Raw genomic sequence first — 26,729 nt, 5'->3', positions numbered from 1 at the left:
GCTCCCCTTGACCCAGACTGAAATGAGGAGTCGGTGTAGTGTAGTTTTGCATGCAAGGGGGGAGGATGACCGCAGTGGAGGAAGTGCTCAAGCAGGCCCTAGAGGCCCTTTCCCCAGAGGAAATGGCCCGGTTCAGGGAGGAGGAAAACCGGGAGTGGCGGGAGTCCTTGGAGTACGTGCTCCGGGTGGAGGGCTTTGCCAGGGTGGAGGAGCTTTTGCGCCTTCTGGACGAGTACCTTTACCTAGAGGGCTTCTTCCCGCAAAACCGCCTTTCCACCCCCTACCTGAACACCATTCCCCAGCATAAGGAGCCTCCTTACCCAGGGGATCTGGGGTTGGAAAGGCGCATCGCCAACATCCTGCGCTGGAATGTGGCCATGATGGTTACCCGGGCCAACAAGAAGGCGGACGGCATCGGGGGGCATATCTCCACCTACGCCTCCATCGCGGAGCTTTACGAGGTGGGGTTCAACCACTTCTTCCGCGGGCCCGAGGCGGGGCTGGACCGGGACCTGGTCTTCTTCCAGGGGCACTCCTCCCCTGGCATCTACGCCCGGGCTTTTTTGGAGGGAAGGTTAAGCGAGGCTGACCTGGAGAACTTCCGCCGGGAGGTGCATCCCCCTGTGCCGGGTGGCCGGGGGCTTTCCAGTTACCCCCATCCCTGGCTGATGCCGGATTTTTGGGAGTTTCCCACGGTCAGCATGGGCCTTGGCCCCATCCAGGCCATCTACCAGGCCCGCTTCATGCGCTACCTCGAGGACCGGGGCCTGAAGCCCAAAAGCACCGCCAAGGTCTGGGCCTTCCTGGGGGACGGGGAGCACGACGAGCCGGAAACCGTGGGGGCCTTGCACCTGGCGGCTAGGGAGAACCTGGATAACCTCATCTTTGTGGTGAACGCCAACCTGCAGCGCCTGGACGGGCCCGTGCGGGGGAACTCCAAGGTCATCCAGGAGCTGGAAAGGCTTTATAGGGGTGCGGGTTGGCGGGTGATCAAGATCGTCTGGGGCTCGGCCTGGGATCGGCTCTTGGCCAAGGATAAGGAAGGCCATCTCTTAAGGCGGTTTGAGGCCCTGGTGGACGGGGAGTCCCAGCGGTACGCCGCCTTCGGGGCCAAGGAGCTCAAGGAGCGCTTCTTCAACACCCCCGAGCTCAAGCAGCTCATCGAGGGCATGAGCGACGAGGAGCTGGATGAGCTAACCCGGAGCCGGGGTGGGCACGACCTGGTGAAGATCTATGCCGCCTACAAGGCGGCGGTGGAGCACAAGGGAAGCCCCGTGGTCATCCTGGCCCGGACCATCAAGGGCTACGGCATGGGGCCCACGGCCATGGCCAAGAACGTGGCCCATCAGGTGAAGAAGCTTACCGAGGAGGACCTTAAGGAGGCCCGGACCTTTTTGGGCATTCCCATCCCCGAGGAAAAGCTTTCTGAGCTTCCCTACTACCACCCGGGGCCGGACTCTCCCGAGGTGAGGTACCTCCTGGAGCGGAGAAGGGCCCTGGGGGGATTTGTGCCGGAAAGGCAGGTGCGCTTTAAGGGGGGCCTCGAGGTGCCGGGGGAGGAGTTCTTCCAGGAGTTCTACGAGGGCACGGGGGGGCGGGAGATCTCCACCACCATGGCCTTCGTGCGGATCCTGGCCAAGCTCCTCCGGCATCCCAGGATCGGCAAGCTCATCGTCCCCATCGTGCCCGACGAGGCCCGCACCTTCGGCATGGAGGCTCTGATCGCCCAGGTGGGCATCTACTCCCCCCAGGGGCAGCTTTACATCCCTGTGGACGCCGGCACCCTCACCGCCTACAAGGAGAGCAAGGAGGGCCAGATCCTGGAAGAGGGCATCACCGAGGCGGGGGCCATGGCCGACTTTATAGCCGCCGGTACCGCCTACGCCCACTGGGGCATCCCCACCATTCCCTTCCTCATTACCTACTCCATGTTCGGCCTCCAGCGCATCGGGGACCTGGTCTGGGCGGCGGCCGACCAGCGTACCCGGGGCTTCCTCCTTGGGGCCACCGCCGGGCGGACCACCCTGGAGGGGGAGGGTTTGCAGCACCAGGACGGGCAGAGCCACATCTACGCCTTGGCGGCCCCCAACCTCTTGGCCTACGACCCCGCCTTTGCCTACGAGTTCGCCGTCATCCTGGAAGACGGCCTAAGGCGCATGTACCAGAAGGGGGAGGATGTCTTCTACTACATCACCATAGAGAACGAAAACTATCCCCACCCCCCCATGCCTGAGCCCCGTGAGAAGGTAAAGGAAGGGATCCTGAAGGGCCTCTACCTCTTCCGCCTCGGCGAGGGGGAAGGCCCCCGGGTCCAGCTTCTGGGTTCTGGGCCCATCCTGCCCCAGGCGGTGAAGGCCCAGGAGCTTCTTAAGGGCTACGGGGTGGTGGCGGATGTCTGGAGTGCCACCAGCTATAAGGCCCTCTACTACGATGCCATAGAGGCGGAAAGGGAAAGGAGGCTTCTGGGGAAGGCCCGCAAGCCCTATGTGGCCGAGGCTTTGGAGGGGCACGAGGGCCCGGTGGTGGCCGCCAGCGACTACCTCAAAGCCCTGCCCAACCTCATAAGGGGGTACTTGGACCGGCCCTTCTGCGCCCTGGGCACCGATGGTTTTGGCCGCTCGGACACCCGGGAGGCCTTGAGGGATTTCTTTGAAGTGGATGCCCGGCACATCGCCTACGCCGCCCTTTCCCTTTTGGCCGAGGAAGGCCAGGTGCCGGCCAAGCTTCTGGCCAAGGCACGGAAGGAGCTTGGGCTCGAGCTTTTGGAAACCCCGCCCCACAGGAGGTAAGGGGGTATTCTGGAGGGCAAGATGGAGCTGAAGCTTCCCGAACTGGGCGATAACGTGAGCGCCGCCACGGTGGTGGGGGTGCTGGTGAAGGAGGGGGACCGGGTGGCCCCGGGGGACCCCCTCTTGGAGCTGGAAACCGACAAGGCGGTGATGGAGGTCCCCGCCGAGGCGGGCGGGGTGGTGAAGCGGGTTCTGGTGAAGGTGGGGGATGAGGTGCGTCCCGGGCAACCCTTCCTGGAGCTGGAGGCTGGGGGGGCGGAGGTTCCTTCGCCCCAGGAGGTGCCCCCCCCACCCAGGGAGGAGAAGGTCCAGGCAGCACCTCCTTCAAAAGCCTCTAGCCCTTCACCAGCCTTAGCAGGGCAGGAGGAAGGCCGGCTCATCCCCGCCGCTCCCTCGGTGCGGCGCCTGGCCCGGGAGCTCGGGGTAGACATCCGCCAGGTGAGGGGTACAGGCCTTGCGGGGCGCATCACCGCCGAGGACGTGAGGCGGGCTGCGGGCCAGGTTCCCCCTTCCCTGCCGGCGGAGGCCATAAGCCCTCTCCCGACCCCCAAGCTCCCCGATTTCAGCCGCTGGGGCCCGGTGCGCACCGAGCCCATGAGCGGGGTGCGCAAGGCCACCTTGAGGGCCATGGCCCAGGCCTGGGCCCAGGTGCCCATGGTCACCCACTTTGACGAGGCGGACATCACCGAGCTGGAGGGTTTAAGAAAGCGCTACGCTAAGCGGGCGGAGGAAAGGGGTTTTCGGCTTACCCTCACCGCCTTCCTCCTCAAGGCCCTGGCCCTAACCCTGAAGGCCTTCCCCAAGTTCAACGCCTCCATCGATGCGGAAAAGGGAGAGACCATCTACAAGGATTACGTGCACATCGGGGTGGCGGTGGACACCCCCCATGGCCTCCTGGTGCCGGTGATCCGGAATGTGGACCAAAAAGGGGTTCTGCGCCTGGCCAAGGAGCTTCAGGAAGTTTCCGAACGGGCCCGGGAGCGGAAGCTCACCCCGGAGGAGATGCAGGGAGGCACCTTCAGCCTCTCCAACCTGGGGGGGATTGGCGGCACGGGATTCACCCCCATCGTGAACTGGCCGGAGGTGGCCATTTTAGGGGTTTCCCGTTCCCAGATGAAGCCGGTGTGGGATCCGGAGAAGGAAGCCTTCCAGCCCCGGCTCATCATGCCTTACAGCCTCACCTACGACCACCGGCTTATAGACGGGGCTGAGGCAGCCCGCTTCTGCCGCCATCTGGCCCAGCTTCTGGAGGATCCTTTAGGTCTGGCCTTGGAATAGGGGGTGCCCGGCCCCGGGTTCTCGTGTAGTATGGGAAAGTATGCGCGTCATCGTGGTGGGAACCCGGGGCAGCGCCTTGGCCCTGGCCCAGACCCGCTTTGTGGTGGAGCGTCTTAAGGAAAGCTGGCCCGAGGCGGAGTTCAAGGTGAAGACCATCAAGACCCGGGGGGACCAGGGGGCGAACCCCATGGAGCAGGCCATCTTTGTCAAGGAGCTTCAGGAGGCGCTTCTTTCCCGGGAGATCGACATCGCCGTGCACTCCCTGAAGGACCTCCCCACGGAGGAACCCCCGGGGCTTAGGATCGCTGCCATCCCCCGCAGGCAGGACCCCCGGGACGCCTTCTTGGGCAAGGTGTATAAGCGCCTCGAGGACCTCCCTGAAGGCGCTGTGGTGGGAACGAGCTCCATAAGGCGCAAGGCCCAGCTTCTGGCCCACCGCCCGGACCTGGTGGTGAAGGACCTGAGGGGCAACGTGGACACCCGGCTGGCTGCCTTGGGGAATGGGGAGTATGACGGGATCATCCTGGCGGCGGCGGGGCTCATCCGGCTGGATCTGCGCAACCGCATCGACCAGTTCCTGGAACCCGAGGTGATGCTCCCTGCCCCTGGCCAGGGGGCCTTGGCCCTGGAGGTGCGCCAGGGGGACGACCTGGCGGAGGAGCTCTGCTACGCCCTTCACCACCACCCTTCCCACGACCGGGTGCGGGCGGAGCGGGCCTTTTTGAAGGGCCTTGGGGCTGGGTGCCTGGCTCCGGTGGGGGCCTTGGCCCAGGTGGCGGAGGATGGCACCCTCCTCCTCGAGGGGATGGTCCTTACCCCCGACGGCAAGAGCTTCATCCGGGCGGAGATCGAAGGCGACGCCTCCGAGGCCGAGGAGCTGGGGTTGGAGCTGGCCCAGGACGTGTTGGAGCAGGGAGGGCGGGAGATTCTTGCCCAAAGCCGATAGGTTTGCTGGAGTTTTCCCCCGGCCTAGGGTATAGTGGGGTAGATGGCGCTTAAGCGCTTGACCCGCCAACGCAAGGCTGTCTTGGAGGTGGTGCGGAAGGCCCATAACCACCCCGACGCCGCCTGGATCTACCAGGAGGTGCGCAAGGTGGTGCCCAAGGTGAGCCTGGGGACCATCTACCGCACCCTCGAGGCCCTGGTGGAGGAGGGCTACCTCATCCCCATCACCAAGGCGGGGGAGGCCACCCGTTACGACGCCAACCTGCACCCCCACCTGCACCTGGTCTGCCAGGGGTGCGGGGCCATCGTGGACCTGGAGGTGCCCCTTCCCGACCTTCTCACCCCTGTCCAGGAGGCGCATCCCCACCTGGAGGTGCGTTCGGTGGAGGTCACCTACAGGGGCCTCTGCCCCACCTGCAAGGCAGCCCTCAAGGGGTAGATGGATCCCTTGGCCTGGCTTTACGCCCGGCAGGGCGAGGTAAAGCCTGGGCTGGAGCGCATCCAGGCCCTTCTGGCCCGTTTGGGCAATCCCCAGGAGGCCTACCCCGTGGCCCTCATCGGGGGGACTAACGGCAAGGGCACCACCGCCCGGGCCCTGGCGGCCATCCTGGAGGAGGCGGGCTTGAGGGTGGGGCTTTACACCAGCCCCCACCTGGTGGACTTCCAAGAGCGCATATCCGTCCAGGGCCAGGCCATCCCCAAGGACAGGCTTCTTGTCCTCTTGGAGGAGGTCCGCCCTTTGGCGGAGGCCTTAGAGGCCAGCTTCTTTGAGGTGGCTACCGCCCTCGCCCTTCTCCACTTTGCCCGGGAGGGAGTGGAGTTTGCGGTCCTCGAGGTGGGCCTGGGAGGCCGCTTTGACGCCACCAACGTGGCCGAGCCCCTTCTTTCCGTGGTCACCAATATCGGCCACGACCATTTGGAGATTCTAGGCCCCACCCTGAGGGACGTGGCCCGGGAGAAGGCGGGAATCTTCCGCCAGGGGGTGCCGGCCCTCACCGCCGCCAGGGGGGAGGGGCTTGAGGAACTCCGCCTCCAGGCGGAAAAACGCGGCACCCCCCTTAAGGTTTTGGGGGAGGCCTTTTCCCTCTTGGGGGTGGAGGCCCTTCCTATGGGCCTGGCCTTTCGCCTGGAGTTTGAGGGTGTGGAAAGGGTGTTGCAAACCCGCCTCCTCGGCCCCCACCAGGCGGAGAACCTGGCCTTGGCCGCGGTGGCGGGGAGGCTCCTCTCGGCGGGTTGGGAAGCGGTGGCAAGGGCCCTCCTTCGGGTGGAAAACCCGGGAAGGCTGGAGCGCCTTCCTTGGCCTGGGGGAAAGGAGCTTCTTTTGGATGGGGCCCACAATCCGGAAGGGGCCTGGGCCTTGCGGGAAGCCCTCCATTTCCACGGGCTCCTGCCCGCCGCCCTGGTCCTGGGCTTCAGCCGGGAGAAGGACCACCGGGCCATGGCTAAGGCCTTTGAAGGCTTGGGCCCCGTGGTCCTCACCCGCTACGCCTCCCCCCGGAGCCAGGACCCCAGGGCCCTCCTCCCCCTCTTCCCCGGGGCTTTGGTGGAGGAAGACCCCCTCAAGGCCCTAGAGCGGGCCTTTGGGTTTGCGGACCGTGCGGTGGTGGCGGGGAGCCTCTACCTGGTGGGGGAGGTGAAGCGGGGCCTGAGGGGGCTTCCCCCGGAGGAAAGGTGGCAGTAAACACCACCGGGCGAAGCCGGGGTGGTATCAGTCCAGGGCCTCCCGCAGGATGCGGGCGGCTTCCTGTAGCGTTTCCATGGGTTGCACCAGGGCGATCCGCACGTGTCCCCTTCCCCCAGGGCCGAACCCCCTCCCCGGGGCCACGGCCACGCCCCGCTCCACCAGGCTTAGGGTGAACTCCAGGTCATCCATCCCCTGGGGAAGCTTCCCCCAGAGGTACATGGTGGCCTTGGGGGAAAGGAGGTCCAGGGCCCCTTTAAGAGCTTCCGCCATTCCCAGGGCCCGCTTTTGGTAGACCTGGGCGAAGCCCCGGGTCACCTCCCTTGGGGTCCTTAGGGCCGCGATCCCCATGCGCAGGATGCCCGCATACTGGTTGAAGTCTATGACCCCCTTGACCCTTTCCAGCCGGGCTATGGCCTCCTCGTTCCCCAGGGCGAAGCCCAGGCGGAAGCCCGCCAGGTTGTAGCTCTTGGAGAGGCTGAAAAGCTCCACCACCCGTTCCTTGGCCCCGGGGAGGGCCAAGGGGGAAGGGGCCTCGCCTTCGTAGACCTGGTCCACATAGGGGTTGTCGTGGATGAGCCACAGGCCGTGTTTCCTGGCGAGGCTCAGGGCCTCTTCAAAGTAGGCCCAGTCCGCCAGGGCTCCCGTGGGGTTGTTGGGGTAGTTGAGGAGGAGAATCTTGGCTTCCTTCCAGACATATTCCGGCACCCGGGAGAGGTCCGCCAGGCCATCCTCCCGCAAGGGGATGAGGTGGGTCTTCAGGGAGGCCACCTGGGCGGCCCCGAAGTAGCTGGGGTAGGCCACCTCGGGGAGGAGGAGGAGGTCTTGGGGCTCGGTGAGGGCCAGAAGGAGGTGGGCCAACCCTTCCTGGCTGCCGATCAAGGCCAGGGCTTCCCGCCTGGGGTCCAGGCGTACCCCGTAGCGGCCTTGGTACCAGCGGGAGGCTTCCTCCAGGAAGGGCAGGGTGCAGCTTTTGAGGCAGTAGCCGTAGGTGCTGGGGTCGGAAAGGGCTTCCCTTAAGGTCCGAAGGGGTTCAGCCGGGGGCAGGAGGTCGCTGGAGCCGATGGAGAGGTCGATGAGGCGGATCCCCTTCTCCCGGGCCTTTCTCTTGGCCTCATCCACCACCAGGAAGACCGAGGCTTCAGGAACCCTACTCATGGTGCCCCTCCCGCCAGGCCTTGCCGGTGATGAGGCTTAGGGCGTGGGGCAATACGGGAAGCACCGCCTCGAGGGACTCCCGGGCCCCCTTGGGGCTTCCGGGAAGGTTTAGGATGAGGCTTTTCCCCCTTACCCCCGCAAGGCCCCGGGAAAGGGCGGCCATGGGGGTTTTCTCCAAGCCCCTAAGGCGCATGAGCTCGGCAAGGCCCGGAACCTCCTTATCCAATAGCTCCCGGGTGGCCTCGGGGGTCTTGTCCCTGGGGGCTAGGCCCGTACCCCCGTTGGTGAGGATGAGGTCCACGCCCTCCCGGTCGGCCCAAAGCCGGAGGGCCTTCTTGATCAAGGGGGGTTCGTCGGGGACGATCTCGTAGGCCACCACCTCAAAGGGCCCTCCCTTTAGGGCCTCGCGGATGGCCAGGTGGGTGGTGTCCTCCCGTTCCCCCCTATAGCCCTTGTCGGAAACCGTCAGGATGCCCACGCGGAACATTTGTCAAGAGCTTACCCCGTGGAAGACCCTTTGCAAAAGGGGGAAGCACCTTGGCGGGGAACCTGACCCTCTTGGCCAGCGTGGCCAACCTCATCGTGGCCGAGGGAGCAGGAAGGGAGGGGGTGAGGATAGGATTCATGGAGCACCTTCGGCTGGGGCTACCCCTTACCCTCTTGACCCTGGGCCTGCTCTACGCGCTACTTTAGCCGGGCCTCGAGCCAGCCTCCAATGGCCAGCACCCGGCCATCCTCCGCGTAGGGCCCCACCACCTGGAGCCCCACGGGCATCCCCTCCACCCGGGCGAAGGGGAGGGTGAGGGTGGGCACCCCGAGGAGGCTAAAGGGCAAGGTAAGGGTGATGAAGGCCTCCCGGTGGCTCTTCTTCCCCGATTCCAACCCCACCTCCTCCGTGCCCAAGGGGGGGGCAGGAAGGGGCTGGGCGGGGAGGAGGAGGGCGTCCACCCCCCTTAAGGCCTTCACCAACTGGAGGCGCAGGGCCTCCCTTTCCGCCACCGCATCCCGGTAATCCTTCTCCGTGAGGGCAAGCCCGGCCATAAGGGCCTCCTGCACCTGGGGAGAGAAGCCTTCTGGATGTTCCCTTAAGGCTTTTTCGTGGATGCGGGCGGCCTCGTAGCGCACCAGCCGGGTGTAGACCTCATAGACCCCGGGTAGGGGTAAGGATACCTCCCTTACCTCAGCCCTCAAGGAGGGGAGTTCCTCTAGAAGCCTCTGGAAAGCCCTGCGCACCTCCACCCCCAGACGGCCCTCCAGGAAGTCCAGGGGTACGCCGAAGGTGGGGTTTTGCGGGCCCTCGAGGGGGATGCTTTCCCCGGCCAGGATCTCCGTGAGGAAGTGGGCGTCCCGCACCGTCTTGGCGATGGGCCCCGCATGATCGGTGGAGCGGGAGAGGGGCAAGGCGCCTTCCAGGCTTACCCGGCCGTAGGAGGGCTTGAAGCCCACCACCCCGTTGAAGGCGGCAGGGATGCGGATGGACCCTCCCGTGTCCGAGCCCAGGGAGGCGAGGCCGATCCCCAGGGCCACGGCCACGGCGCTTCCGCTGCTGCTTCCCCCGGCTTGGCGGCTTGCGTCTAAGGCGTTGCGCACCGGGCCCGTCCAAGGGTTTTCCCCGGTGATGCCCAGGGCCACCTCGTGCATGTTGGTTTTGGCGAAGATGAGGGCTCCGGCTTCCCTCAGGCGCCTTACCGCCTGGGCCTCCTCGGGAAGGGGAGGGAGGGGGGCCCGGGTTCCTGCCCGGGTGGGCATGCCCTTGACCGGGAAGAGGTCCTTTACCGTGAGGGGGATGCCGTGTAGGGGTCCGCGGATGTACCCCTGCCTTAGCTCCTCCGTAAGCCGCTGGGCTTCCTCCTTGGCTCCCTCCTCGTCCAGGTGAGCCAAGGCGTTGCGGTCCTGGAAGGCCCGGGCCCTTTCCAGGGCTTCCTCCAAAAGGGCCAGGGGGGTGGTTTCGCCCCTTTCCAGGAGGGCTTTAGCCGTCAAGAGGTCCATGCCCCATTATAGGGACCTCTTCTTGGGGCCTTGGTAGGGGTTTTTGCCCCGGCCAGGTGTAGCGCACCACCTCCCGGCCCTCGAGGGCCAAGGCGATGAGCCTTTCCGTATCCAAACGGCTTTCCGTTTCCAAGGCCACGGAAAGCTGGGCCCGGGTCACGGGGTGCTTGGGGGCGAAAAGGGTGCAGCACTCCTCGTCGGGGAGGATGGAGATGGCGTAGGTGCCGATGCGCTCCGCCTCCGCCTTGATCTCCCATTTGTCGAAGCCGATCAAGGGCCGGAAGACGGGAAGGGTGGCCGCCTGGTTGACCACATGGAGGTTCTCCAGGGTCTGCGAGGCCACCTGGCCCAGGCTATCCCCGGTGGCCAAGGCCAGGGCCCCTTCCTCCTTGGCGATGGCCTCGGCGATGCGGAGCATGTAGCGGCGGTAGAGGACCACCCGGTAGGCCTTGGGGGCCTCGAGGATGATCTGCCGCTGCACCTCGCTGAAGGGAACCAGGTGGAGGGTGATGCGGTGCTGGAAGCGGGCCAGGCGTTCGGCGATGGCCTTGGCCTTTTCCCGGCTCTGGCCCGAGAGAAGGGGGAAGGGGTGGAAGTGCACTAAGACCACCTCCGCTCCCCGGCGCATGAGGCGGTAGACGGCCACGGGGGAGTCAATCCCCCCGGAAAGGAGGGCCACCACCTTTCCGGAAACCCCGGGGGGAAGCCCTCCCGGTCCCGGGTGGCGCTCCACCTCCAGGAGGGCGGCGTTGGGCAGGATGCGCACCACGAACTCCCGTTCTGGCCCCTTGAGCTGCACCCTGGCTCCCGTCTTCTCCTTCACAAAGGCCCCAAGGAGGCGCTCTATCTCCGGGGAGGTGAGGGGAAAGGCCTTATCGGAGCGCTTGGCGGTGATGCGGAAGCTTCCGAAGCGTTCCCTCGCAAGGGTTTCCTCCAGGGCGGCCTCGAGGGCCTTTAGATCCGGGGGAGTGCGCAGGACCCGGGCAAAGCCCTCCACCCCCAGGGTGTCCTTCAGGCGTTCCTTGGCCTCGGGCCAGGCTTCCTGGGGCAGGCGGAAGAGGAGGGCCATGGGCCACTCCGCCTCCAACCGGGCCGCCGTGCCCTTAAGGGCCTCCCTTACATGGGCCTTGGCCTTCCTCAGGAAAAAGGGGCGGTTTTCCCCTTTCAGGGCCAGCTCGTGGAACAGGTTGACCAGAACCAGGGTTTCCATGGTCACGGGCAGAGACCTTTCACCGCCAGGTAAAGGCGGCTGCATAAGGAGCCTTGCCGGGCGGCTTCCCTAAGCTCCTCGGGCCGGCCAAAGCGGTAGGCCCGGTAGTAGGTCTTGCCGGGTTTGGGCTCGGGAAGCTCAGGCCTGGCGAGAAGCCTGGCCTCCACCACCCAAAGCTCCAGGGTGTACGCGGTCCGCTCCTCCACCCCGAAGGCCACGGGCCGGAGGACCTCCACCCCGGCTCCCAGCTTCTCCCGGCCTACCCTTAGGGCCCCATCCTCCGGGCCTTCTCCATCCCCAAGGCTCACCGCCGGCAGGCCCCAGGCCCCGGCGAACTCGGGGTCCTCCTCGGGCCGCTTCACCAAGAGAAGCCCTTCCTCGCTCCAGGCGGCCAGGGCCACCGCGCGCTTAAGGGGCTTGGCCGTCTGCACCCAACCAGCCTAGCAAAACCCTAGCCCAGGCGCAAATCAGGCCAGGCGGAGGGGTTCCACCTCCACCGGGGTGCTGTGGAAGGTGCTTCCGCCCCCTAAGTCGGTGAGGGTTTCCGCGGTGAGGTGGTTGATGCCCTTGCCATCGGGGGCCCACTTTTCCCACCAGGTGCCCTCGAGGACCACCGTCCCTGGCATGGGGGCCTCCGTCACCTTGGCCTTGCGCACCACCCTCCCTTGAGGGGAACGGATGTAGACCAGCATGCCCTCGGCGATCCCCCGCTCCTCGGCGTCCTTGGGGTGGATGAGAAGCCTGGGCTCGCCTCCTTCCGCCTCCACCAGGGCCTGGACGTTCCCGTAGGTGGTGTTCAGGAAGCGGTGGGCCGGGGGGGTGAGGAGGATTAGGGGGTAATCGGGAAGGGGTTCGGTGGGAATGACCTCAGGGGGTGGGCTGAAGCGCACGGGGCCGTTTCTGAAGGGCAGGAAGGGCTTGGGGAGGTTGAGCTTCACAAACCCCTCCTCCTTAAGCCTCTTCAGGTTGATGCCCGCAAGGTAGGGGTGGTCCACATCCAGGAGGCTTTCTGCCACCTCCTCCGCCGTCCAGTAGAGGGTGGGTTCCTTTAGGCCAAGCCTCCTGGCCAGTTCCCGGAAGACCCAGGTGTTGGGCCTGGCCTCCCCTTCGGGCTCGGCCAGGGGCTCGTTCCAGGAGAGGTAGTAGTGGCCGTAGCTGGTGTAAAGGTCGGGGTGCTCGTAAAAGAAGGTGGCGGGAAGGAGGTAGTCGGCGTAAAGGGCGGTTTCCGTGAAGACCTGCTCCAGCACCACGGTGAAGAGGTCCTCCCGCAAGAGCCCCTCCTTAACCCCAGCCGTGTTGGGGGCCACCACCAGGGGGTTGGAGTTGAAGACGAAAAGGGCCCGGATGGGGGGGTCGAGCCGGGTAAGGGCGCTGGCCAGCTGGTTCATGTTCACCCGTCGCACCTGGGGGTTGGGCCGGAAGTAGCCCTCATGGGGGTGTTTTCCTTCCAGGAGGTGCCTTCCCCCAAGGAAACGCTTGTTTAGGGCAAAGGCGCCGCTGGTGGAAAGAAGCGCCCCGCACCCCGGGTAGCGCCAGGCTCCCAGGAGGGCGGGGAGGAGGATCACCGCCCTTAAGGCATTCCCCCCACCGGGGTGCCGGGTCATCCCGTAGCCCACCCGGAGGAAGACCCGTTTGGCTTCCCCGAGTTCCCGGGCCAGCCGCTCCATGGCTTCCTTGGGCACCCCGGTGAGGGCCTCGGCCCTTTCTGGGGGCCACTTCCGGGCCTCCTCCTGGAAGGCTTCCAACCCCGTGGCGGCCTCCTTGAGGTATTCCCAGTCCACCAGGTTTTCCCGGAAGAGCACGTGGGCCAGGGCGTAGGCCAAGGCGGCGTCGGTGCCCGGGCGGAGCTTGATGTGCTGGTCGGCGAATCGGCTGGTGGGGTTCTCGTAGGGGTCGATGTGGACCACCTTGGCCCCCCGCCTTCTCGCCTCCTTGAGAAAGGGAGTGAGGTGGCTGTTGGTGGAGAGGCTGTTGATGCCCCAAAGGAGGATGTAGCGGGCCTCGGGCACCTCCTCCGGGTCGGGGCCGAGCCTGGGACCATAGGTCATCTCCCAGGCGGCGCTTCCCGCGGTGGCGCAGATGGTTTCCTCTAGCTCGCTGGCCCCGATGGCCCGGAAGAAGGCCAGGGGATGCTGGTTTTCCACAAGGCCCATGGTGCCCGCGTAGTGGTAGGGGAGGACGGCTTCCCCGCCATAGGCGTCCAGGATGGTCCTTAGCCTTTCCGCGATCCCCCCCAGGGCCTCCTCCCAGGAAACCCGTTCAAATCGGCCTTCGCCCTTCCTGCCCACCCGGCGCATGGGGTAAAGGAGGCGTTCCCTTACCCTTTCCGGGTAGCGGTAGGTTTTGGCGCAGGCATAGCCTCGGGTGACGGGGTGGCGGGGGTCGCCCTCCACCCGGGAGAGCCTTCCCTCTTCAAGGGTAAGCAGGAGGCTACAGGCATCCGGGCAGTCCAGGGGGCAGGTGGCGCGGGCCTTCATGCCCCTATAGTAGCCCCAGGGCCTCGAGGGCACCGCATCGTTCCCCGTAGGGATCGGGAAGGAGGCCCGGGGGCTCGTCCAGCCGGAGGAGGTAGCCTTCCTCGTAGGTGGGCCAGCGGGGCCAGCCCTTGGGTTCCCCCTCCCGGGCAAAGGAGGTCCAATAGCGGCGCATCCGCTTGCCCAAGGCTTCGGCCTTTTCCCGGGCTTCAGCGCTAAGGAAAAGGGGGAAGAAGGGCATCTCCTGGAGCTGGCCGAATAGGGGGGCGAGTTCCAGACCGTGGAAAGCGCCTAGACCTTCAAAGCCGGGGACACGGAAGGTGAAGAGGTAGGCGTAGGTGGGGGCGAAGGGAGCCTGGAGCCTGGCGGCCTTCAGGGAGGGGCAGAGGAGTTGTAGGTCCGTCTGGACCTCTCCCCAGGCCTTTCGGGGGTCGGGAAAACGCTTTTGGTAGACCTTCGTTAAAGCCTCCCGCTCCTTTGGGGGAATACCCTGGGCGGCAAGCCTTCCGCTGAACTCCTCCCAGGTCCTGGGCCCCAGGAGCCAGGCCAGGGTGGGAAAGGCAAGCTCCTCGAGGTTGGCCCCCACCAGGAGGGGGATACCTCGGGCCTTGCCTTGGCTCAGGGCTTCCGAGGGGATTTCTGGAAGGAGGACTCCCAGGTGAGGCTTGAAGGGGGCGTGGGGAAAACTTAGAGTTGCAGCGGTGATGTCGGGTAGACCTTTAGCCTCCCCAGGTGGGAAGAGGCGTTCTAGGGGAAGACGCCTAAGGCAGGCGAGGTCTTCAGGGGGGCAGCCTAGATCTTTGGCCCACCGTTCCCCGGAAGGGAAGTCTTTCTCCAAGGGGCGCACCTGGTGGCATCCACCCGACTGGAGGATGGCCCTGTGGAAAAGCCCCTGGGCTTCCGGTGTGGCGAGGAGGGTGCAGACCAGCATGCCCCCTGCCGATTCCCCAAAGAGGGTGACGTTTTGCGGGTCGCCGCCGAAGTAAGCGATATGGCGCTGGACAAAGCGAAGGGCCTCAATCACATCTAAAAGCCCGTAGTTGCCCACGGCCTTGGGGTCTTCCTGGGCCAAAGCGGGGAGGGCTAAAAATCCCAGGGGCCCTAGGCGGTAGTCCACCGAGACCACCACCACCCCTTCCTGGGCCAAGAGGTGCCCCCCGTAGATGGGCTCGGCGGCACTTCCTGAGGTGAAGCCTCCCCCGTGCAGAAAGACCATGACGGGAAACCCCCCTGGGGGCGGGGGCCTTAGGGGCAGGAAAAGGTTTAGGACCAGGCAGTCCTCCTTTTGCGGGGGGATGTACCCCCCTAGCCGGGCGGTGGTTCCTGGAGTCTGGGGACAGGCCACCCTTTCCCTGCCCACCCCTTTGGGCCAGGAGGCCACGGGCTTTGGAGCTTGGAAGCGGCCCGCCTCCGCATAGGGCAGGCCGTAGAAGGCAATGGCTCCCTTCTCCACCTGGCCCAAAGCTAGGCCCAAGGGGGTCTGGACCACAACCTCCTGGGCCAGGGCGAGGCCTAGGGCTAGTGTGGATACCTTAAGGAGGGCGAGGGGGCGCATAAACAAACTCTATCCAGAGTATATACGGGAGTGCCAACCCTGGGCTTGGGGCATAATGCCAGGGGATGGGGGAGGATAAGGGGCCCGAAGGGCCTAGGTTGGCTAGGGAGGATAAGGGGCCCGAAGGGCCTAGGTTGGCTAGGGAGGATGCAGGGATGGACCTCGAGGCCCCCTTCTGGTCCTTGGGGCTTAGGGTGGCCGGGGTGGATGAGGCGGGCCGGGGAGCCTGGGCCGGCCCCATCGTGGTGGGGGCGGTGATCCTGCGTCCTGGGCGCTACCCTTTCCGGGATTCCAAGCTCTTAAGGCCAAAGGAACGCGAGCGCCTGGCGGAGGAAGTGCGGCGGGTGGCCTTAGCCCATGCCCTGGGGGTGGCGGAGGTAGGGGAGGTGGACCGGCTTGGGGTTTTGAAGGCCACCCTTCTGGCGGCGCAAAGGGCTTTGGACCTTCTGGATCCACCCCCTGAGGCCCTGGTCACCGATTACCTGCAGGTGGCCACTTTCTTGCCCCTCCTGGCCCCTCCCAAGGCGGACCAAAAAAGCCCCAGCGTGGCTGCTGCCAGCATCCTGGCCAAGGTGCACCGGGACCGGCTCATGGAGGAGCTGGACCGCCTTTACCCGGGCTACGGTTTTGCTCGGCACAAGGGCTATGGCACCCCAGAGCACCAAAGGGCCCTCCAGGCCCTGGGGCCATCCCCCGTGCACCGTAGGCGCTTTTCCCCGGTGGCCCAGGCTCCCTTAAGGTTTCCTGAAGGGGAGTAGGTCCCCTTGGAGATAAGCTTGAGGAGAAGGAGGTGGGTATGCGGCTTTTGGGGATTCTTTTGGCGGGGCTACTTTCCGCCTGCACCGTGACCCTCGAGGGGGTGACGGTAAGCTACCGCCTGGACTTCACTCCGGCCATCCTGCGCTTCGAGCCGGATCGGGGAGCGGGGGCCACCTACTACGTGGGGGAGGAGGTGCGCTTCTTCCTCACCCTGGCGGATCCCGGTTGGATAAGCCTGGTGGCCATAGATCCCGACGGGCGTACCTACGAGTTTGACCGTTTTTACCTGGGCCGGGGCACCCATGTGCTTCCCCCGGGGGCCTACCGCTATACGGTCACGCCCCCTCGAGGGCTTCAGCGGGTGCGGGCCATCTACACGGATACCCATCCCGGGAGCCTGCGCTTGGAAGGAGTATACACCGACTGGGATGCCCGGCTAAGGGTCTATTTGGAAACCTCTGGAGCCCGCCGTTACCAGGTGGCAGAGACCTACTTCTACATACGCTGACCGCAAAAACTTGCAAGGGGGCTTGCGCTTTCCACTCCTAGGTGGGGTATAATCCCCCCGGACCGCTAAGGAGGTCAACAATGAAGCGGCGTGACTTCTTGAAGAAGGCAGGTATCGGCGTAGCGGCCAGCGCGGCGTTTGGCCCAGTCTTTGCCCAGGCCCAGCCCAGCGTGAGGTGGCGGCTAGCCAGTAGCTTCCCCAAGAGCCTGGACACCATCTATGGGGCAGCGGAGGTGCTGGCGGAGCGGGTTTCCACCCTCACCGGCGGCCGCTTCCAGATCCGCCCTTACCAGGCAGGGGAGATCGTGCCTGGGCTCCAGGTGATGGACGCCGTGCAGCAGGGCACGATCCAGGTGGGGCACACCGCCAGCTACTATTTCGTGGGCAAGGCAGCGGTTTTCGCCTTTGACACCGCAGTGCCCTTCGGCCTCACCGCCCGGCAGCAGAACGCCTGGATGTACTATGGCGGCGGTATTGAGCTTTTCCGCCCCATCTTTGCCGACTTTGGCATCATCCAGTTCCCCGGCGGCAACACCGGGGCCCAGATGGGGGGCTGGTTCCGCAGGGAGATCAAGGGCGTGGCCGATCTCAAGGGCCTCAAGATGCGTATCCCCGGCCCGGGCGGCCAGGTGATGAGCCGGCTTGGGGTGGTGCCCCAGGTGCTGGCGGGTGGGGACATCTACCCGGCCCTGGAGCGGGGTGTGGTGGACGCCGCCGAGTGGGTGGGCCCCTATGACGACGAGAAGCTGGGCTTTTACAAGGTGGCCAAGTACTACTACTACCCTGGCTGGCACGAGCCCGGTCCCCAGCTCTCCTTCTACGTGAACCTGAACGAGTGGAGGAAGCTACCCAAGGAGTACCAGCAGGCCCTCGAGGTGGCGGCCGCCGAGGCCAACCTGTCCATGCTGGCCAAGTACGACCAGGTGAACCCCCCTGCCCTCCAGCGGCTCATCAAGGCGGGGGTGCGGTTGCGCAAGTGGCCCGCTGACGTAATGAAGGCGGCCCAGAAGGCAGCCTTTGACTGGTACGAGGAGGAGGCGGCCAAGGACGCCACCTACCGGAAGGTCTACACCGCCTGGAAGAAATTCCGGGAGGAGCAGTACCGCTGGTTTGCGGTGGCGGAGCTGGGTTACGAAAGCTTCGCCTTCCCTGCCGTCTAAGGTTCCTCAAGGTAGCCGCCCCGGGGGATTCCCCCGGGGTTTCGTTTTGAGGGAAGGGCCTGCTCCAGGGCTTGACGGGCCGGGTGGACCAGGTTTAAAATCCTCCTGGAAAAGCTTCCACAGGAGGTTTGTATGAGGCGTAGGGAGTTTCTCAAGAAGGCAGGGGTCGGGTTGGCGGCCAGCGCTCTCTGGGGATCAGCTCTGGTGCGGGCCCAGGCGGGCCCGGTCATCCGGGTGGCCGGGGACTCCACCGCGGTGGGGGAGGGCGGCCGTTGGATGAAGGAGATGGTGGAGGCCTGGGGCAAGAAGACGGGCACCCGGGTGGAGTACATCGACTCCCCTGCGGACACCAACGACCGCCTGGCCCTCTACCAGCAGTACTGGGCGGCCAAGAGCCCGGATGTGGACGTGTACATGATCGACGTCATCTGGCCGGGCATCGTGACCCCCCATGCCGCTGACCTTAAGCAGTACTTCTCGGATAATGAGCTCAAGGAGTTCTTCCCCCGCATTGTCCAGAACAACACCATCCGGGGAAAGCTCACCTCCATCCCCTTCTTTACCGACGCGGGCATCCTCTACTACCGCAAAGACCTTCTGGCCAAATACGGCTTCAAGAACCCACCCCGCACCTGGGCCGAGCTGGAGCAGATGGCCCAGAAGGTGATGGAGGGCGAGCGCAAGGCAGGCAACCGTGACTTTTGGGGTTTCGTGTTCCAGGGCAAGGCTTATGAGGGCCTTACCTGCGACGCCTTGGAGTGGATCTACTCCCATAGGGGCGGGCGCATCATAGAGCCCGATGGCACCATCAGCATCAACAACGGTCGTGCGGCCCTGGCCCTGAACACCGTGCGCCGCTTTGTGGGCACCATTGCCCCCTCGGGGGTCACCAGCTATGCCGAGGAGGAGGCGAGGAACGTCTGGCAGCAGGGCAATAGCCTCTTCATGCGCAACTGGCCCTACGCCTACGCCCTTGGCCAGGCGGAGGGAAGCGCCATCCGCGGCAAGTTCGGGGTCACGGTGCTTCCCAAGGGCGGAGCCGATGCCCCAAACGCCGCCACCTTGGGAGGTTGGCAGCTCATGGTTTCCGCCTACAGCCGTTATCCCAAGGAGTCCGCCGACCTGGTGCGGTACCTGGCCTCCTACGAGGTGCAGAAGGACAACGCCATCCGGCTTTCCCGTTTGCCCACCCGTCCGGCCCTCTACACCGACCGGGGTGTCCTGGCCAGGAACCCCTGGTTCCGCGACCTCCTTCCCGTCTTCCAGAATGCGGTTTCCCGGCCCTCCGATGTGGCCGGGGCCAAGTACAACCAGGTGTCCGAGGCCATCTGGACCGAGGTCCATAGCGTCCTCACCGGGAAGAAGACCGGGGAGATGGCGGTTCGGGACCTCGAGGGGCGCCTCCGCCGCATCCTCCGCTAACCTTCCTCCCGTCCCCGGGGGCTTATCCGCAAACCATGTTGACGCAACGGCAGGTACGCCTGGCCTGGCTATTGGTCCTCCCCACCCTCTTGGTGGTGGTGCTGGTGGCGGGGTATCCTCTGGCCCAGGTTTTCTACTGGTCCTTCTTTCGGGCGGACATCGCCTTTGTGGAACCCCCGGAGTTTGTGGGCTTCAAAAACTACCTGTACCTTCTTCAGGACCCCGATTTTCGCCAGGCCCTTTGGAACACGGTGAAGTTTACGGTGGTCTCCGTTAGCCTAGAGACCCTTTTGGGTTTGGCCATCGCCTTGATTATTCACTCCAACTTCAAGGGTCGGGGCCTGGTACGCACCGCCATCCTCATTCCCTGGGCTATTCCCACAGTGGTTTCCGCCAAGATGTGGCAGTGGATGCTCCACGACGTCTATGGAATCATCAACATCCTGGGGGTAAAGCTGGGTATCCTCTCGCAAAAGGTGGCCTTCCTTGCCCGGCCCGAGCTGGTCCTGCCCGCCATCATCGCCGTGGATGTGTGGAAGACCACGCCTTTTATGGCCCTCCTGCTTCTGGCTGGTCTGCAGTTGATTCCCGAGGAGCTTTACGAGGCGGCCAGCATCGACGGGGCTAACCGTTGGCAGCAGTTTTGGGCCATCACCCTCCCCCTTCTTACCCCTGCCTTGGTGGTGGCCCTCATCTTCCGCACCCTGGATGCCTTGAGGGTGTTCGACGTCATCTTCGTCATGAGCGGGGTGAACCCCGCCACCCGTACCCTGGCCGTTTACAATCGCCAGACCCTGATCGACTTCCAGGACCTGGGGTATGGGTCGGCCATAAGCGTGGCCATTCTGCTCCTTATCTTCCTCTTCGTGGTGGTCTACATGCGCACCCTGGGGAGGGAGGCCTTGCGATGAGGGCTTTTCTGCGCATGGGGAATCGCTTGCTCTTTTACCTGCTGGTGGTCTTCGTGGTGGTGTATAGCGTGTTTCCGTTTTACTGGGCGGTGATCTCCAGCTTTAAGCCTTCCGATGCCCTTTTCGCCAGTAATCCCAGCCTCTTGCCTCTTCCCTTTACCCTGGACCACTACCGGAATGTTTTCATCCAGGCCAACTTTGGCCGAAACCTCCTGAACTCCCTGATGGTGGCCGGGGGGGCGACCCTGCTTTCCCTGACCCTGGGGGTTTTGGCGGCCTACGCCTTGGGCAGGCTCCCTTTCCCTCCCAAGAATGCCGTGCTCTACTTGGTCTTAGCCATGACCATGTTTCCCCAGATCGCGGTCTTGGGGGGGCTTTTCATGCTGCTACGCCAAGCGGGGTTATTCAACACCCACCTGGGTCTCATCCTCAGCTACCTTCTCTTCACCCTGCCCTTTACCGTCTGGGTGCTGGTGGGTTATTTCAAGGGTCTACCCAGGGAGTTGGAGGAGGCAGCCTATGTGGACGGGGCCACGCCCTTGCAGACCCTGGTGCGCATCATGCTTCCCCTTACGGGTCCTGGCCTGGTGACCACGGGGCTGCTGGCTTTCATCGCCGCCTGGAACGAGTACCTCTTCGCCCTCACCTTTACCGTGGGGGATAAGGTGAAGACGGTTCCCCCAGCCATCGCCAGCTTTGGGGGAGCCACGCCCTTTGAGATCCCGTGGGGTTCCATCATGGCGGCCAGCGTGGTGGTGACCGTGCCCCTGGTGGTGCTGGTGCTCATCTTCCAGCAGCGGATCGTGGCAGGGCTTACCGCCGGGGCGGTAAAGGGCTAGGTACTCAATCCCAAGGTCTTTGCCACCAGGGCCAGGGCGGCCTCGAGGACCTCCTTTAGGTGCTCCTCCCCCTTGAAGCTTTCCGCATACACCTTGGCCACGTCCTCGGTGCCGCTGGGGCGGGCAGCGAACCAGGCGTTTTCCGTCACCACCTTGAGGCCCCCCAGGGGCTCCCCGTTGCCGGGGGCCCGGGTGAGGATGGCCAGGATGGGCTCCCCGGCAAGCTCCTTCTCCTTAACATCCTCGGGGGAAAGGCGGGCCAGCCTGGCCTTGGCCTCGGGGGTGACGGGAAGGTCCTTGCGGGCGTAATGGGGCCGGCCCAGGCGCTCGGCCAGCTCCTCGTAGAGCTCGTCGGGCCCCTTTTCCCGCTTGGCCAGGATCTCCGCCGCCAAAAGCCCCAGGAGGATGCCATCCTTATCGGTGGAGAAGGGTCTTCCGTCAAAGCGCAAGAAGCTGGCCCCGGCGCTTTCCTCCCCGCCGAATCCCAACCAGCCCTGAAGAAGCCCGTCCACGAAGTACTTGAAGCCCACCGGGGTCTCGTAAACCTCCCGCCCCAAGGCCCTGGCCACCCGGTCCAGAAGGGCGCTGGTCACCGCGGTCTTGCCCACCTTGGCCCCCGGCCAGGTGCGGGTGGTGTAGAGGTGGAAGACGGCGGCCGCCAGGTAGTGGTTGGGGTTCATGAGGCCCCTTGGGGTGACGATCCCGTGGCGGTCGGCGTCGGGATCGTTGCCGATGGCCAGGTCAAAGCGGTCCTTCAGCGCCAGAAGGCCCGCCATGGCGTAGGGGCTTGAGCAGTCCATGCGGATCTTGCCGTCGTGGTCAGGGGGCATGAAGCGGAAGGTGGGGTCTACGGTGGGGTTCACCACCTCCAAATTGAGATGGTAGGCCTCGGCAAGCCGCTCCCACACCCTTAGGCTGGCGCCGCCCAAAGGATCCACCCCGAGGCGCAAGCCAGCTACCTTTATGGCCTCGAGGTCCACGGCCTCCTTGACCTTTGCCACGTAAAGGCCCACGTAGTCAAAGGGCTTTGCCTGCCGCAAAGCTTCCCGGAAAGGAAGGCGCTTTACCCCTTTTAGCCCTTCCGCAAGCAGGGTGTCGGCCCTTTCCTCTATGGCCTTGGTGATGCGGGTGTCGGCGGGTCCTCCGGTGGGGGGGTTGTACTTGAGCCCCCCGTCCTCGGGGGGGTTGTGGCTGGGGGTGAGGAGGATGCCATCCGCCTTGGCGGGGTGGTGGGCGTTGTGCTCCAGGATGGCCAGGGACACCAGGGGGGTGGGGGTGTAGCCCTCCTCGAGGCGCACCTCTATACCGTTGGCCACCAGGACGGAAAGGGCCGTGGCCCAGGCGGGCTCGGAAAGGGCGTGGGTGTCCTTGGCTAGGAAGAGAGGCCCCGTGGCTCCGAAGGAGGCCCGAAGCTCGGCGATGGCCTGGGTGATGGCCAGCACATGGGCCTCGGTGAAGGTGCCCTTGAGGCTGGTGCCCCGGTGGCCGCTGGTGCCGAAGGCTACCCGTTGGAGAGGGTTTTGGGGGTCAGGGCGTTCCTCGTAGTAAAGGGTGAGGAGCCTGAGGAGGTCCATGTCCCCATTTTAAAAAGCCCAGGAGGTCCCGGCTTCCGGGACCTCCTCCAGAGCCCTCCTCCTTTCACCCCTTATACCCTTCAGAGCCCCTTACCCCTATCTGCTTTCCCGTTAGGGCTTGGCTGGAGCTTCCTTGGGGGCTTCCTGGGTGGGGGGTTTTGCGGGCTCCTGGGTTTTAGGCGTAAGTTCCGCCAGCACCTGGCTTAGGCGGTTTTCTATCTTGGCGGCCTTACGCAGTTCCTGAACCAGGGCCTGCCCCTTTTGCTGGCGCTTGCTCAGAATGACCCGCTCCTTGGCTTCCTCCACCACCTCGTTGAAGGGCTTGAGCACCTCGGGCTTGCGGTTTTTTACGAGGAGCACGGCGAAGGTGCCGTCTTCCAGCTTCACCACCTCGCTCACCTCCCCCAAAGGACCCTTGGGGAAGGTTTCCTTCACCTTGAAGACCAGGCGGTCCAAGACGGCGGGGAGCTGGTTGGGGCTCACGGTGCCGTACTCGGTGACGGTGCCTTCTTGGGCTTTGGCCAGGGCCTGCAGGTCCCCACCCCTCAGGGCCGCCTCCCGGAAGGCCTTGGCCTTGGCCTCCGCCTTGAAGACCACCCCCGTGACCTCGGCGCTGGCGGGGATGGTGAAGAGGGCGGGGTTTTCCGCATAGAACCTGCGGGCTTCCTCCTCGGTGGCGGTGAGGCCCCGGGTTTCGTAGAGGAGGTAGGCCTGGGCGATCTGGTCCTTGGAGCCGATGAAGGGCTTGCCGCTCTTCTTGGCGGCCTCCACCAGGAGCTCGCGGTCGATCAGGCTTTCCAGGGTCTGGGGCAGGAAGAACTGGACCGCCAGCTCCCCCAGGCCCTGCTGGATGAGGGCTGCGGTCTGCTGGTTGGAGAAGACCGGCTGGAGGACCTGGGCCAGGAGGATCTCCTGCTCATTGACCTTGGCCACGGGAAGGTTTTTGTAGCTAAAGGGGCTGTCCTCGGCGAAACGGACCTGGGCTTTCTGGCGGAGGTTCTCCAGGTAGGCCTCGAGGGCCCCGTTCCCCTTGGCCTCCTGGGCATCCTTCTCCACCTGCTCCTTCACCTCCTCAAAGGTGGGCACCTTGGGGGGCAGGTACTCCTCCACCTTCACCAGGTAGTACCGGCCCCCAGCCTCTATGGGCCCCACCAGGCCAGGCCCCTTCTTGGCGAAGACTGCCTCCGCCACCTTCTCGGGGAAGACCACCTTGGTCACGGGTTTGGGCTCGCTTTCTCCGGGAGCTGCCCCCAAGGCCCCACCTTGCTCGGCACCCACCTTGGAGTGCTGCTTGGCCAAGGCGGCAAAGTCCTCCCCGGCCTTGGCCTTGGCCAGAAGCTCCGCCGCCAGTTTGGCATCGTCCACCACGATCTGGCGGGCCTTCACCCGGGGCTCACCCTTGTAGTTCTCCTGGTGCACCTCAAAGTAGAACCGCACTTCTTCCGGGGTGGGCTTGGCCGCGGAGCGGATCTGCTCGAGGCGCTTCTGGATCTGGAGCTGGGTTTTTATCTCACTCCTGAGCTGGGCATCCGTGTACCCCACCTGGTTCAGGAACTGCTCGTAGGCCTTCTTGTCCTTTAGGCCAAGCTGCTCCCGGATGCGGTCCACTTCCTTGCGCACCTCGGCGCTACCCACCCGTATCCGGGCGGCGTCCTGTTTGAGGGCCTCGGTGAGGATCACCTGCTCCAGGAAGTGGGTGTCCACCAGGGTCTTTAGTAACCCTTGGGGGTTTGCGGCGTAGAGGGGGTCATTCCCCTGAAGCCGGAGCAGATCCAACTCGTAAACCGCCTTCCCGTTCACCCACAGCACGGGTTTGCCCCGTGCCTGCTGCCCTGCCTGCGGGGTGAAGAGGAGGATGGCCCCCACGGCGAAGGCCAAGGCCAGAAGACCGAATAGGATGGTGATGGCTTTCTTGCTGATACCGAACACTTGACCGCCTCCTCCTTAGCGTGCTAGGATGCTTCTCGCTGAGTGCGCCCGTAGCTCAGCTGGATAGAGCGTCGGCCTCCGGAGCCGAAGGTCAGAGGTTCGAGTCCTCTCGGGCGCGCCATTTTTCTTTTCCCCCCGCCAACCGGAAAGCCCACAAGCACGAAGGGATTGTAACACACTCCCCATGAGAAACGGGTTTAGCATGGGAGGGTGCTGCCTCTCCTTCTGGCCTGGCTCCACACGGTCAACGACCTCTTCTCCAACTTCCTCACCCCCCTTTTGCCCAAGCTGATGGCCCACTTTGGGGTGGGGTTGGGTACGGTGGGGCTTCTGGTGTCCGTGTACTCCCTCACGGGGAGCCTTCTCCAGCCCTTTGCGGGCCTCATTGCCGACCGCCTGGACCGCAGGCTTCTTGCGGCTTTTGGGCCGGTCTTGGTGGCCTTGGGCATGGGTTCCTTGGGCCTATGGCCCCGTTTCGAAGTCTTGCTTTTGGTGTTGGGGCTTGCGGGCCTGGGTTCGGCCCTCTTCCACGCCTCCGGGGCCAGTCTGGTGGGGGAGTTTGCCCCCAGGGAGCGAAGGGGTTTTTGGCTTTCCTTTTTCGGGTCGGCGGGGTATCTGGGCCTTTCCCTGGGACCGGTGGTGGCCTTGTTCACCGTGAGCACCTTTGGGCTTAAAGGCCTCTTCTGGCTTACGCCTTTGGCCTGGCTGCCGGCCTTACTGCTTCTCCGCATGCCCCCGGTGCGGCGGCAAGGGAAGCCTGCGGGCTTTAGGGACTTCGTGCGGGTTTTTCGCGGGGATGTGGCCCGGCTTTGGGGGATGGCCACCTTAAGGAGCCTGGTGTTTATGAGCTTTTCCACCACCCTGCCCTACTGGTTCACCCAAAGGGGTCTCTCCGATGCCTATATTGCCCTGAGCCTTTCCATCTATAGTTTCTCCGCCACCTTGGGCGCCTTCCTTGGGGGCACCCTTTCCGACCGCCTGGGGCGAAAGAGGGTTCTGGTGGGGACGTTGACCTTCGGTCTTCCCTTGTATCTGGGCCTCCTTTTCCTGCCACCGGGGGGGGCGTCCTATCTGGTCCTTTTGGCCCTTACGGGGGCCCTGATGAACGCAGGGATTCCGGTGGCCGTGGCCTTGGCCCAGGAGCTGGAACCGGGCCAAACGGCCACGGTTTCTGGGCTTCTCATGGGCTTCACCTGGGGTTTCGCCGGGCTCTTCTACGCCCCCATAGGCCACTGGATCGAGGTCTTTGGCGTGATGCCGGTGCTTTTAGCCCTGGGTGCTTTGATCCTTCCCGCCTGGAGCTTGGCCCAAGGGGTAAGGGAGCCGGGCCTGGCGCACGGCCAGGGGCGTTAAGATGGTTCCATGAGGATCCTTCTGGCCACGGATGGCTCGCCCCAGGCCCGGGGGGCGGAGGTGCTGGCGGAGTGGCTTTGCTACAAGCTTTCCGCCAAGTTGGTGGCCCTCTACGTCCGGGATTCCCGCCTCATCCGGGTGCTGGAGCTCATGGACTTCGGGGCCCTTACCGTGCCCGTGCCCGCCTACCGGGAAGAGCTGGAAAAGGCCCTTTCCGCCCATGGCGAGGCCTTATTGGAGCGCATTCGCAAGAGCGCCGAGGAGGCGGGGCTTCAGGTGGAGGTCTTCATGGAAACCGGGTTACCCCACGAGGTGATCCTGCGCCATGCCCGCACCGCAGACCTCCTGGTCATGGGCCGAAGCGGGGAAGCCCATGGGGGTAGTTTCGTGGGGTTGGGAAGCACCGTGGATAGGGTTTTAAGAACCTCGCCTACCCCGGTTCTGGTGGCCCCCACCGACTACGTGGAGATACAAGGGGCCATCCTGGGCTACAACGCTTCGGAAAGCGCGGTGCGGGCCTTGCACACCTTAGCCAGTTTGGCCAAACCCCTGAGGCTTTTGGTGCGGGTGGTGAGCGTGCACGAGGATCCAGTGCAGGCAGGGACCTGGGCCCTCGAGGCGCAGACCTACCTGCAGGACCAGGGGATCCGGGTGGAGTCCCTGGCCTTCTCGGGCGATCCCGCAGAGCATCTTCTGTCCTTGCAAACCCCCTCGGATCTTCTGGCCCTGGGAGCGCCGGTGCGCCGCCTGGTCCTGGGGAGCACCGCCGAATACGTGGTGCGCCATGCGGTGGGGCCGGTCCTCACCGTGCGATAAGCGCTTGCCCGGTCTGGTATAATGAACCCCTAAAGGAAAGGGGGTTCTATGACCGTTCGGCAGGTCCTGTTGCGCAAGGGGGGAGGGGTCTATAGCCCACATTCCGCACCCCTCCTCCCTCCGCGTTAGGATTTTGGGATGGCAGCCACACCCGACCTACAGGTGTACGACCTCGGCCACCTGGGCCTGGTGGCCAGCATCGTGGACCGTATCGGGCTGGTCCCCCTGGTGGACGAACGGGTGGGCCCCCGCCCGGGGGAAAAGGTGAGCACGGGGGTGGCCCTGAAAGCGGCCATTCTGAACGCCCTGGGCTTCGTGACCTCCCCCCTCTACCTCTTCGGCCACTACTGGGAGGGCAAGCCCACGGAGTGGCTCCTGG

23 protein-coding genes, 1 tRNA gene and 1 pseudogene are annotated in these 26,729 nt (G+C 64.9%); 16 read left to right on the top strand and 9 right to left on the bottom strand.

All coding sequences use genetic code 11. The features are described from left to right. Positions 1 to 65: 65 nt before the first annotated feature. The 5 genes from aceE to F604_RS0104425 are packed head-to-tail and all read left to right on the top strand — an operon-like array spanning position 66 to position 6,693. Positions 66 to 2,789: a pyruvate dehydrogenase (acetyl-transferring), homodimeric type gene (gene aceE, locus F604_RS0104445; RefSeq protein WP_026328969.1), complete on the top strand. Its 2,724-nt coding sequence runs from the start codon at positions 66 to 68 to the stop codon at positions 2,787 to 2,789. Positions 2,790 to 2,810: 21 nt separating this feature from the next. Then, positions 2,811 to 4,067: a 2-oxo acid dehydrogenase subunit E2 gene (locus F604_RS0104440; protein ID WP_019550584.1), complete on the top strand. Its 1,257-nt coding sequence runs from the start codon at positions 2,811 to 2,813 to the stop codon at positions 4,065 to 4,067. A 40-nt stretch (positions 4,068 to 4,107) separates the two neighbouring features. Beyond that, positions 4,108 to 5,013, top strand: coding sequence for a hydroxymethylbilane synthase (gene hemC, locus F604_RS0104435; protein WP_019550583.1), 906 nt, complete (start codon positions 4,108 to 4,110; stop codon positions 5,011 to 5,013). Positions 5,014 to 5,055: 42 nt separating this feature from the next. Next, complete coding sequence (gene perR, locus F604_RS0104430) at positions 5,056 to 5,451, top strand: manganese-dependent transcriptional regulator PerR (RefSeq protein WP_019550582.1); 396 nt, start codon at positions 5,056 to 5,058, stop codon at positions 5,449 to 5,451. Continuing rightward, positions 5,452 to 6,693 (top strand): bifunctional folylpolyglutamate synthase/dihydrofolate synthase, encoded by a 1,242-nt coding sequence (locus tag F604_RS0104425; protein WP_019550581.1) that lies wholly within the window; start codon positions 5,452 to 5,454, stop codon positions 6,691 to 6,693. It abuts the gene before it with no gap. A gap of 27 nt (positions 6,694 to 6,720) precedes the next feature. On the opposite strand, the gene F604_RS0104420 is transcribed toward F604_RS0104425, so the two are convergent. Together F604_RS0104420 and F604_RS0104415 are read right to left on the bottom strand one after the other, a co-directional pair. Continuing rightward, positions 6,721 to 7,851, bottom strand: a complete 1,131-nt coding sequence (locus F604_RS0104420; protein WP_019550580.1) for an aminotransferase class I/II-fold pyridoxal phosphate-dependent enzyme — start codon at positions 7,849 to 7,851, stop codon at positions 6,721 to 6,723. Then, positions 7,844 to 8,338 (bottom strand): MogA/MoaB family molybdenum cofactor biosynthesis protein, encoded by a 495-nt coding sequence (locus tag F604_RS0104415; RefSeq protein ID WP_019550579.1) that lies wholly within the window; start codon positions 8,336 to 8,338, stop codon positions 7,844 to 7,846. Before F604_RS0104415 ends, F604_RS0104420 begins: the two co-directional genes overlap by 8 nt. Positions 8,339 to 8,376: 38 nt before the next feature. On the opposite strand from F604_RS0104415, the pseudogene F604_RS12870 reads away from it, so the two are divergent. Then, positions 8,377 to 8,544: pseudogene (locus F604_RS12870) on the top strand (anion transporter); the annotation flags it as partial. Here the strand turns inward: F604_RS12870 and F604_RS0104405 are convergent. Genes F604_RS0104405 through F604_RS0104385 form a run of 5 tightly spaced genes read right to left on the bottom strand, consistent with a single transcriptional unit; the run spans position 8,536 to position 15,079 of the window. Continuing rightward, positions 8,536 to 9,840 (bottom strand): amidase, encoded by a 1,305-nt coding sequence (locus F604_RS0104405; protein ID WP_026328968.1) that lies wholly within the window; start codon positions 9,838 to 9,840, stop codon positions 8,536 to 8,538. The pseudogene F604_RS12870 and the gene F604_RS0104405 overlap by 9 nt on opposite strands. Further along, on the bottom strand, positions 9,821 to 11,050 hold the full coding sequence (gene thiI / locus F604_RS0104400; RefSeq protein WP_026328975.1) for a tRNA uracil 4-sulfurtransferase ThiI: 1,230 nt from the start codon (positions 11,048 to 11,050) through the stop codon (positions 9,821 to 9,823). Before thiI ends, F604_RS0104405 begins: the two co-directional genes overlap by 20 nt. A gap of 2 nt (positions 11,051 to 11,052) precedes the next feature. Beyond that, positions 11,053 to 11,481, bottom strand: a complete 429-nt coding sequence (locus F604_RS0104395; RefSeq protein WP_019550575.1) for an NUDIX hydrolase — start codon at positions 11,479 to 11,481, stop codon at positions 11,053 to 11,055. Between the two features lie 36 nt (positions 11,482 to 11,517). Further along, positions 11,518 to 13,527, bottom strand: a complete 2,010-nt coding sequence (locus tag F604_RS0104390) for a molybdopterin oxidoreductase family protein (protein WP_019550574.1) — start codon at positions 13,525 to 13,527, stop codon at positions 11,518 to 11,520. Positions 13,528 to 13,531: 4 nt separating this feature from the next. Beyond that, positions 13,532 to 15,079: a carboxylesterase/lipase family protein gene (locus F604_RS0104385; protein ID WP_019550573.1), complete on the bottom strand. Its 1,548-nt coding sequence runs from the start codon at positions 15,077 to 15,079 to the stop codon at positions 13,532 to 13,534. Positions 15,080 to 15,234: 155 nt separating this feature from the next. On the opposite strand from F604_RS0104385, the gene F604_RS0104380 reads away from it, so the two are divergent. The 6 genes from F604_RS0104380 (at position 15,235) to F604_RS0104355 (ending at position 20,678) form a co-directional block, all read left to right on the top strand. Beyond that, positions 15,235 to 15,837 carry a ribonuclease HII gene (locus tag F604_RS0104380; RefSeq protein ID WP_026328967.1) on the top strand — a complete coding sequence of 201 codons (603 nt, stop codon included), beginning with the start codon at positions 15,235 to 15,237 and terminating at the stop codon, positions 15,835 to 15,837. 38 nt (positions 15,838 to 15,875) lie between these two features. After that, on the top strand, positions 15,876 to 16,346 hold the full coding sequence (locus F604_RS0104375) for a DUF4384 domain-containing protein (protein WP_019550571.1): 471 nt from the start codon (positions 15,876 to 15,878) through the stop codon (positions 16,344 to 16,346). A gap of 80 nt (positions 16,347 to 16,426) precedes the next feature. Next, complete coding sequence (locus F604_RS0104370) at positions 16,427 to 17,506, top strand: TRAP transporter substrate-binding protein (protein WP_019550570.1); 1,080 nt, start codon at positions 16,427 to 16,429, stop codon at positions 17,504 to 17,506. 132 nt (positions 17,507 to 17,638) lie between these two features. Further along, positions 17,639 to 18,928, top strand: coding sequence for an ABC transporter substrate-binding protein (locus F604_RS0104365; protein ID WP_019550569.1), 1,290 nt, complete (start codon positions 17,639 to 17,641; stop codon positions 18,926 to 18,928). Positions 18,929 to 18,963: 35 nt separating this feature from the next. After that, on the top strand, positions 18,964 to 19,839 hold the full coding sequence (locus tag F604_RS0104360; protein ID WP_019550568.1) for a carbohydrate ABC transporter permease: 876 nt from the start codon (positions 18,964 to 18,966) through the stop codon (positions 19,837 to 19,839). Continuing rightward, the gene (locus F604_RS0104355) at positions 19,836 to 20,678 is read left to right on the top strand and encodes a carbohydrate ABC transporter permease (RefSeq protein WP_019550567.1); all 843 of its coding nucleotides are present in this window, start codon (positions 19,836 to 19,838) and stop codon (positions 20,676 to 20,678) included. Before F604_RS0104360 ends, F604_RS0104355 begins: the two co-directional genes overlap by 4 nt. On the opposite strand, the gene pgm is transcribed toward F604_RS0104355, so the two are convergent. Both pgm and F604_RS0104345 read right to left on the bottom strand, forming a co-directional pair. Further along, positions 20,675 to 22,252: a phosphoglucomutase (alpha-D-glucose-1,6-bisphosphate-dependent) gene (pgm, locus tag F604_RS11900; RefSeq protein ID WP_019550566.1), complete on the bottom strand. Its 1,578-nt coding sequence runs from the start codon at positions 22,250 to 22,252 to the stop codon at positions 20,675 to 20,677. The genes F604_RS0104355 and pgm overlap by 4 nt on opposite strands. Before the next feature lie 111 nt (positions 22,253 to 22,363). Continuing rightward, positions 22,364 to 24,181 carry a peptidylprolyl isomerase gene (locus F604_RS0104345; RefSeq protein ID WP_019550565.1) on the bottom strand — a complete coding sequence of 606 codons (1,818 nt, stop codon included), beginning with the start codon at positions 24,179 to 24,181 and terminating at the stop codon, positions 22,364 to 22,366. A gap of 44 nt (positions 24,182 to 24,225) precedes the next feature. Between F604_RS0104345 and F604_RS0104340 the strand changes: the two genes are divergently transcribed. The 4 genes from F604_RS0104340 to F604_RS12575 all read left to right on the top strand — a co-directional run. Further along, positions 24,226 to 24,302: transfer RNA gene (locus F604_RS0104340), tRNA-Arg, on the top strand. A gap of 89 nt (positions 24,303 to 24,391) precedes the next feature. Further along, positions 24,392 to 25,534 (top strand): MFS transporter, encoded by a 1,143-nt coding sequence (locus tag F604_RS0104335; protein ID WP_019550564.1) that lies wholly within the window; start codon positions 24,392 to 24,394, stop codon positions 25,532 to 25,534. 9 nt (positions 25,535 to 25,543) lie between these two features. Then, positions 25,544 to 26,350 (top strand): universal stress protein, encoded by an 807-nt coding sequence (locus F604_RS0104330; protein WP_019550563.1) that lies wholly within the window; start codon positions 25,544 to 25,546, stop codon positions 26,348 to 26,350. A gap of 138 nt (positions 26,351 to 26,488) precedes the next feature. Beyond that, positions 26,489 to 26,729 (top strand): DUF4277 domain-containing protein (locus F604_RS12575; RefSeq protein ID WP_026328966.1); only part of this gene is annotated, 241 nt, incomplete at its 3' end.

The organism is Thermus scotoductus DSM 8553 (assembly GCF_000381045.1).
GTDB classification, from domain to species: Bacteria; Deinococcota; Deinococci; order Deinococcales; family Thermaceae; genus Thermus; species Thermus scotoductus.
Note: the sequence above shows the minus strand (reverse complement) of the source record. Positions and strands in the feature narration are given on the sequence as shown.

Bases quoted from the DNA above. Each gene is read 5' to 3' on its own strand.
- aceE (WP_026328969.1), top strand. From the start codon at position 66: ATGACCGCAGTGGAGGAAGTGCTCAAGCAGGCCCTAGAGGCCCTTTCC.
- F604_RS0104440 (WP_019550584.1), top strand. From the start codon at position 2,811: ATGGAGCTGAAGCTTCCCGAACTGGGCGATAACGTGAGCGCCGCCACG.
- hemC (WP_019550583.1), top strand. From the start codon at position 4,108: ATGCGCGTCATCGTGGTGGGAACCCGGGGCAGCGCCTTGGCCCTGGCC.
- perR (WP_019550582.1), top strand. From the start codon at position 5,056: ATGGCGCTTAAGCGCTTGACCCGCCAACGCAAGGCTGTCTTGGAGGTG.
- F604_RS0104425 (WP_019550581.1), top strand. From the start codon at position 5,452: ATGGATCCCTTGGCCTGGCTTTACGCCCGGCAGGGCGAGGTAAAGCCT.
- F604_RS0104420 (WP_019550580.1), bottom strand. From the start codon at position 7,851: ATGAGTAGGGTTCCTGAAGCCTCGGTCTTCCTGGTGGTGGATGAGGCC.
- F604_RS0104415 (WP_019550579.1), bottom strand. From the start codon at position 8,338: ATGTTCCGCGTGGGCATCCTGACGGTTTCCGACAAGGGCTATAGGGGG.
- F604_RS0104405 (WP_026328968.1), bottom strand. From the start codon at position 9,840: ATGGACCTCTTGACGGCTAAAGCCCTCCTGGAAAGGGGCGAAACCACC.
- thiI (WP_026328975.1), bottom strand. From the start codon at position 11,050: ATGGAAACCCTGGTTCTGGTCAACCTGTTCCACGAGCTGGCCCTGAAA.
- F604_RS0104390 (WP_019550574.1), bottom strand. From the start codon at position 13,527: ATGAAGGCCCGCGCCACCTGCCCCCTGGACTGCCCGGATGCCTGTAGC.
- F604_RS0104385 (WP_019550573.1), bottom strand. From the start codon at position 15,079: ATGCGCCCCCTCGCCCTCCTTAAGGTATCCACACTAGCCCTAGGCCTC.
- F604_RS0104380 (WP_026328967.1), top strand. From the start codon at position 15,235: ATGGACCTCGAGGCCCCCTTCTGGTCCTTGGGGCTTAGGGTGGCCGGG.
- F604_RS0104375 (WP_019550571.1), top strand. From the start codon at position 15,876: ATGCGGCTTTTGGGGATTCTTTTGGCGGGGCTACTTTCCGCCTGCACC.
- F604_RS0104370 (WP_019550570.1), top strand. From the start codon at position 16,427: ATGAAGCGGCGTGACTTCTTGAAGAAGGCAGGTATCGGCGTAGCGGCC.
- F604_RS0104365 (WP_019550569.1), top strand. From the start codon at position 17,639: ATGAGGCGTAGGGAGTTTCTCAAGAAGGCAGGGGTCGGGTTGGCGGCC.
- F604_RS0104360 (WP_019550568.1), top strand. From the start codon at position 18,964: ATGTTGACGCAACGGCAGGTACGCCTGGCCTGGCTATTGGTCCTCCCC.
- F604_RS0104355 (WP_019550567.1), top strand. From the start codon at position 19,836: ATGAGGGCTTTTCTGCGCATGGGGAATCGCTTGCTCTTTTACCTGCTG.
- pgm (WP_019550566.1), bottom strand. From the start codon at position 22,252: ATGGACCTCCTCAGGCTCCTCACCCTTTACTACGAGGAACGCCCTGAC.
- F604_RS0104330 (WP_019550563.1), top strand. From the start codon at position 25,544: ATGAGGATCCTTCTGGCCACGGATGGCTCGCCCCAGGCCCGGGGGGCG.